General features: G+C 71.2%; 6 protein-coding genes and 1 pseudogene. 2 read left to right on the forward strand and 5 right to left on the reverse strand.

The genetic code is table 11. The annotated features are described in order from the left end of the window. Positions 1-454: pseudogene (locus tag D7V93_RS45435) on the forward strand (carboxypeptidase regulatory-like domain-containing protein); the annotation flags it as partial. Between the two features lie 28 nt (positions 455-482). Here D7V93_RS45435 and D7V93_RS36895 read toward each other — a convergent pair. From D7V93_RS36895 to D7V93_RS36905, 3 genes are all read right to left on the reverse strand, one after another. After that, positions 483-995, reverse strand: coding sequence for a hypothetical protein (locus D7V93_RS36895; protein WP_208723276.1), 513 nt, complete (start codon positions 993-995; stop codon positions 483-485). A 99-nt stretch (positions 996-1,094) separates the two neighbouring features. After that, positions 1,095-2,123, reverse strand: coding sequence for a tetratricopeptide repeat protein (locus D7V93_RS36900; protein ID WP_120647814.1), 1,029 nt, complete (start codon positions 2,121-2,123; stop codon positions 1,095-1,097). Between the two features lie 131 nt (positions 2,124-2,254). Then, positions 2,255-2,980 (reverse strand): hypothetical protein, encoded by a 726-nt coding sequence (locus tag D7V93_RS36905; protein WP_120647815.1) that lies wholly within the window; start codon positions 2,978-2,980, stop codon positions 2,255-2,257. A 155-nt stretch (positions 2,981-3,135) separates the two neighbouring features. Here D7V93_RS36905 and D7V93_RS36910 point away from each other — a divergent pair, with 155 nt between their 5' ends. Then, entirely contained in the window at positions 3,136-3,555 is a 420-nt protein-coding gene (locus tag D7V93_RS36910) for a YciI family protein (RefSeq protein WP_120647816.1), read from the forward strand. A gap of 13 nt (positions 3,556-3,568) precedes the next feature. On the opposite strand, the gene D7V93_RS45440 is transcribed toward D7V93_RS36910, so the two are convergent. Next, the gene (locus tag D7V93_RS45440) at positions 3,569-4,528 is read right to left on the reverse strand and encodes a DUF6624 domain-containing protein (RefSeq protein WP_158623946.1); all 960 of its coding nucleotides are present in this window, start codon (positions 4,526-4,528) and stop codon (positions 3,569-3,571) included. 127 nt (positions 4,529-4,655) lie between these two features. After that, positions 4,656-5,362, reverse strand: a 707-nt coding sequence (locus tag D7V93_RS36920) for a DNA mismatch repair MutL family protein (RefSeq protein WP_504739592.1), incomplete at its 5' end; no start/stop codon positions are given.

A 5,362-nucleotide genomic window follows, 5' to 3' on the forward strand; every position in this document is an offset into this window, starting at 1 on the left:
GGACAGCTCCGGCCCGGCGTCGGGCGTGCGCCTCGTGGTGGAGCCGGTGGGCGCCTTCGAGGGCTGGCCCCAACCCCCCATGGGCTTCGAGGCCCCCTCCACCACCGACGCCCTGGGGGGCTTCAACCTGGCCCTGGACCCGGGCGAATACCGGCTGGACTTCCTGCCCGGGGAGAACCTGCCGCGCGTCAGCCGCTTCGTCACGGTTCCGCCCAGGACCCAGCAGGAGCAGAAGCTGGAGCTGGTGCCCTTCACGCTGTCCCGGGGCCGCTCCCTGAGCGGGAGCATCACCCTTCCCCTGGACCCGGCGCTGGCGCCGGACCACGTCGCGGCGAACGCCTCCGTGCGCTTCTTCCGCGTGGTGACGGTGGCGGGCCGGCCCACGTCGCTGCTGCTCGCGCAGACCGTGTCCGACAGCATGGGGCGCTACTCGACCGTGCTGCCCACGCGCTGAAGCCGGCGCCGGAGCAAGCGCCCGAGCTTCAGGGCAGCCGGCCGGCGTCGCGGCGCGCGCTGTCGAAGGCGGCGTGCAGCGCGTCCACCGCGCCGCCCACCTCGCCCGCGTACTGCACCGCGTGGATGGTGTAGAGGTCCTGCACCTTCGCGAGCTGCCGGTACACCGCGCGCAGCTCCACGCGGGCCGGGTCGCGCGAGTCGAGCGCGCACTCGGACTCCGACTTGCGCAGGCGCATCAGCCACTCGCTGCGGTAGCGCATCCACTCCTGGTCGACCTTGCGCGCGGGCAGGACGTGCACGAGCTTCTCGCGCTCCGCCTCCAGGTCCTTCCAGTGGCCATCCGCGGCGTCCAGACACTCGCGCACGGTGAGCGGCGGAGTCACTGCCGGGGGTCGCTCGGGCGTCATCGCCGCCACGGAGTGCCCCACGTTCCAGATCATCCACAGCGAGAACAACGTGGACAGCGTGATGTGGACCCCATACGCGGCGCCACGGAAGCGGCGGAAGCGGGGGTCTTTCCGGGGTTCGGGAGCGGACACGGGGTCCAGGTCTTACGACCCTGGACCCCGGGTGGCAATCACTCCGTCATCCGCGGCGTCCAGGGGACAACCCCGGGACGCCCACGCACCGGAAGAGCACTACTGACCGGCGGGCGCGGCCGTCTGCGCGGCCGGCGCGGCCGGGGGGGCGGCGGCCGGAGCGCCCGCGGGCACCGCGGCGGCGTCCCCACCAGCGGCGGCGCGCTTCGCGGACGACAGGCGGCCGCGGAACTGCGACAGGTACTGGGTGGCCGGGTACGTGGCCAGCGCGTCGCGCACCGTGTCCGCCGCCTTATCGAACTGGCCCGTCTCCTGGTACGACTGGGCGAGCAGCAGCATGGCGTAGTCGCGCGTCTTGGACTTCTTGTCGCCGTCCACGAAGCGGGCCAGCAGCGGCACGGCCTTGTCGTGCTGACGCAGCTGGTTGTACGCCGTGCCCAGGAAGAAGGACGCGTCCAGCGCGTCCGCCTCCGCCGGGTTCATGGCGAGGAAGCGCGACAGGTCCTCCACCACCGCGGCCATGTCGTTGCGGCGGAAGGCGATCTTCCCGCGCTCGAAGGCGGCGTCGCCCGTCTCGCGGCGCAGGGAGGCGGCGCGGTCGTTGAGGGCCTGGCGCTCCAGCGTGGAGAGGCGCTGCGTGTCCAGCTTCACCAGCGCGTCGATGCCCTTGAGGCGCTCGTCGCCCGGCAGCGTGGTCATCATCTTGTAGACCTCACCCGCGGCGCGCTGCGCCGTCAGGTGCGCGGTGGTGTCCCCGCGCTGCTTCTCCAACTGGCCGCTCAGGTCCGCGACCTGCTTCTCCAGCCGCTCGCGCTCGTTGGTGGAGCTGGAGCTGCGCGCACCGCTGACAAGCACCGCGCCACCGACCGCCAGGATCGCGAACAGCGCGTAGGCCACCGCCGAGGAGATCCACTGCCGCTTCTGGAAGTCCTCGTGACGCTTGCCCACCGCCTTCACCTCCGCATGGAGGTTCTTCAGCAGGTTGTCCGTCTTGATGACGAGGTTTCGCGATTCGATGACCTCTCGGCGGAGCTCTGAGAGCTCCTTCTCGAGATCGGTCTTCGGCTGTTCAGAGGGGGGCATGGACATCTTCCTGGGACCGGAAATGACTTCGGCCGACTCACGCATGCTAGGGGACTCTCCTGGATGAGGGGCGGGTTCTTTTTCCGCTCCCCAACAGAGCCCTGCATGCACGTCATTCCCCGACCGCCTGGATGCCTGCGTGCCTGCCTGCCCTGATCTCCAGGCCCGAACGCTCGCTAGAACGTCGGCATCGGTCGCGAAGGATCCGGTGGGAACGTATAAGTCACGCCCAGGGAGAACCAGTTGCCGCCGCTGCTGAAGCTGAACGGGCCGGGCGCGGTGGTCGTGTTCGGGGACTCCACCGGACCGCGCAGGAACATCAGGCGGTACTCGGCGGTGATTCCCCACTTCGACGACAGCCGCAGCGTGGCGCCGAGCGCCCCTGCCCACGCCTGGCCCACGTTCTCCTGGAGGCTCGAGCCTTCGCGCTTGGACGAGATGACGGTGGGCCCGGTGAGCACGCCCACGAAGGGCACCAGCCCCTGCGGCCCCACGTCCAGGACGCCCTGGAAGCGCAGGCCCACCAGCACGCCATAGGCGAGCGTGCTGACCTTGCGCGACACGGTGGTGCCGTCGCCCAGGGCCTCCGTCAGGCGCAGGTTCTGGGTCGTGCCGAACACGTCGATGCCCAGCTCCACCAGGTCCGTCACCGCGTACGCGAACGTCAACGCGCCCACCGGGGCCCCGGTGGACTCCGGCGCGCGCTCCAGGCCCGCGCCGGGGCCCTTCGCGCCGTACCAGGAGTCGTGGAGCGTGGCGTTGGAGGTCAGCCGGTAGCCGGCTTCCACGGTGATGCGGCCCACGCCGTCCAGGTTGACCGGGGCGGAGTCCTCGCGCCCCTCGTCCTGGGCAAGGGCGGGCGCGGCGGCGAGAGCGAAGAGCAGGGGCAGACGGGGGAGCATCCCGGTGGGTGCTACAGGCATGTGTGTCACGGTAGCCCCGAGCCCTCCCGCGTCAATTTTCCGGGAAGAATCCGGCGTGTCGATCTCCCGCCGCCCCATTCGTCGCATCCTTGAACCCGGGCCCTGATTGCGGCCCCTCAAGAGGAGAGACCGACATGCGATTCATGATGATCGTGAAGGCCAGCAAGGAGAGCGAAGCGGGCGTGCTGCCGAGCCACGACGAGCTGGCTGCCATGGGGAAGTTCAACGAGGAGCTGGTGAAGGCCGGAATCCTGCTCGCGGGCGAGGGGCTCCACCCCAGCTCCAAGGGGACGCGGGTGCGCTTCTCCGCGAAGCAGTCCTCGGTGGTGGATGGCCCCTTCACGGAGACGAAGGAGCTGGTCGCCGGCTTCTGGATCCTCGAGGTGAAGTCGAAGGACGAGGCCATCGCCTGGGCGCGGCGCGTGCCCTTCGTGGACGGGGAGATCGAGATCCGCCAGGTGGCCGCCGCGGAGGACTTCGCGCCCAGCGACCCCACGGGCGAGCTGATGGAGAAGGAGCGGCAGTTGCGCGCGCAGCTCGCCGCGAAGGCCTGAGCGCTGCCAGCGCCTACTGCTTCAGGGGGAGGGGCGTCGCGGAGGCGGGGCGCGAGAACGTGCGCTGCATCTGCGCCGCGTACGCCTCCAGGGTGTCGAGCCCCATGGAGGCGCGCCGTGCATCCACCTGCGCGGCGTCCTCGATGGGCTGGGGCACCATCACCCCGTCCTTCTCGGTGAACTGGGTGCCATAGCGCTGGGGCTTGCCCTCGCCCACGAGCACCCGGTCGGTGAGGTACGCGAAGTCCTTCTTCGGGGCTTCGCCGTTGGCGAGCGCCTTCTCCATCAGCGCCAGGCACTCCTTCTGGAATCCCCGGTCGAGGTCCGCGTGCTGGACCATCAGCCACACGCCCTTCGAGGCCCGCTCGCCCACCAACGTGCGCCCGGGCCAGCCATGCTTCGCGATCACGCCCTTCAGCCACGCGGTGTTGTCCGTATCCACCTGCTTCAGCCGCGCCAGCTTCTCCGGAGACGGCTTCTGGCCGCCCTCGAAGAGCGCGCGGCGGACCTCCTGGTCCACCGCCATCCGCTGGAGCACCTCGTCACGCAGCGCGGGCTCCTTCGCGGCGTTCTTCTTCTCGTCGGTGGCCCGGACCTTCGCCACCACCTGCGTGAACGCGGGCTCGTCCCGCAGGCTGACGAGGTCCGTGTCCTGGGTCAGGTGCTCGGCGTCGTCCAGCCCCGCATCCGCGGCGCGCTCCAGCCACTGGAGTGCCTCCGGCTTCTGCCCGGCGAGCGAGGCCGCGCAGGCCGCGTTGTAGAGCATCGCGGGGTTGCGCTCGCCCGCGTCCCAGAGCTGGCGATAGAACGGGAGTGCCTCGGCCGGCGCGTTGGCGGCGATGCGCTGTTCGGCCTTCGTGACGAGGGCGGAGCGCTCGGAGGCGGACAGCTGGGGCGCGGGGGCCGCGGGGGGCGTGGAAGGCGCGGTGGAATGCGCACAGGCCGCGAGGTTCAAGCTCACGAGCAAAGCCATGAGGCGGTACATGGAAACCCCCGGTGCGAGGAATGGAGAGAGGCGCGCCGGAGGGTAGTCAAATCCGCTTGGACGCGACAACGATTGACGAACGCGAGGCGATTCGACGCGAGGCGTTGACGCGCCGTCAGCGCGCGCGCCGCTCCAGCTCCAGCAGCGGCATCTCCAGCACCACCACCGTGCCGTGCGTGCACGGCGGGGTGAAGTCCGCACGGTCCAGCTCGCCCAGAAGCGCACGGAGCTGCGCGTCGGTGAGCGGCGAGGAGGACGCACGGCGCGCGGCGTGACACGCCATCACGCGCACGGCCTCCGCGAGGCTCGTCACGTCCAGCGGGGCGCTGCGGGGTGGCAGCGCGCGCGACAGGGCCTCCAGGAGCGCGCGCGCATCCACGCCCTCCAGGCCCGCCGGCACCGCCTTGAGCGCGATCGCGGTGCCACCGAAGGGCTCGATGTCCACGCCCAGCATGAGCAGCGCCTCGCGGCCGTCCACGAGCGACTTCACCGCGGCCAGGGACAGGTCCACCGTGGTGCCGAACAGCGACGGCGGCGGCGCCTTCGCCCCGTCGTCCAGCCGGCGCAGGTACGCGGTGAGGCGCGCGCGCTCCAGCGCGGCGTGCGGATCCAGCACCACCAGCGTGCCCCCGGGCCCTTCGCAGACGTGGAAGCGGCTGCCCAGGAGCCCCATGGGTCGCAGCGCCGCGAAGTAGCCCGGAGGCGGAGCCTCGTTGAGCTGCGGCTGCGCCTCACCGAACGCGGGCGAGCGGCCCGGCATCGCGGGGCCCTGGAACGGACCGGGGAAGCCGCCGCCATGGCCTGGAGGCGCCCCACCCTGCC

This window comes from Corallococcus llansteffanensis (assembly GCF_003612055.1).
GTDB lineage: Bacteria > Myxococcota > Myxococcia > Myxococcales > Myxococcaceae > Corallococcus > Corallococcus llansteffanensis.

Bases quoted from the DNA above. Each gene is read 5' to 3' on its own strand.
- D7V93_RS45440 (WP_158623946.1), bottom strand. From the start codon at position 4,528: ATGGCTTTGCTCGTGAGCTTGAACCTCGCGGCCTGTGCGCATTCCACC.
- D7V93_RS36900 (WP_120647814.1), bottom strand. From the start codon at position 2,123: ATGCGTGAGTCGGCCGAAGTCATTTCCGGTCCCAGGAAGATGTCCATG.
- D7V93_RS36910 (WP_120647816.1), top strand. From the start codon at position 3,136: ATGCGATTCATGATGATCGTGAAGGCCAGCAAGGAGAGCGAAGCGGGC.
- D7V93_RS36905 (WP_120647815.1), bottom strand. From the start codon at position 2,980: ATGCTCCCCCGTCTGCCCCTGCTCTTCGCTCTCGCCGCCGCGCCCGCC.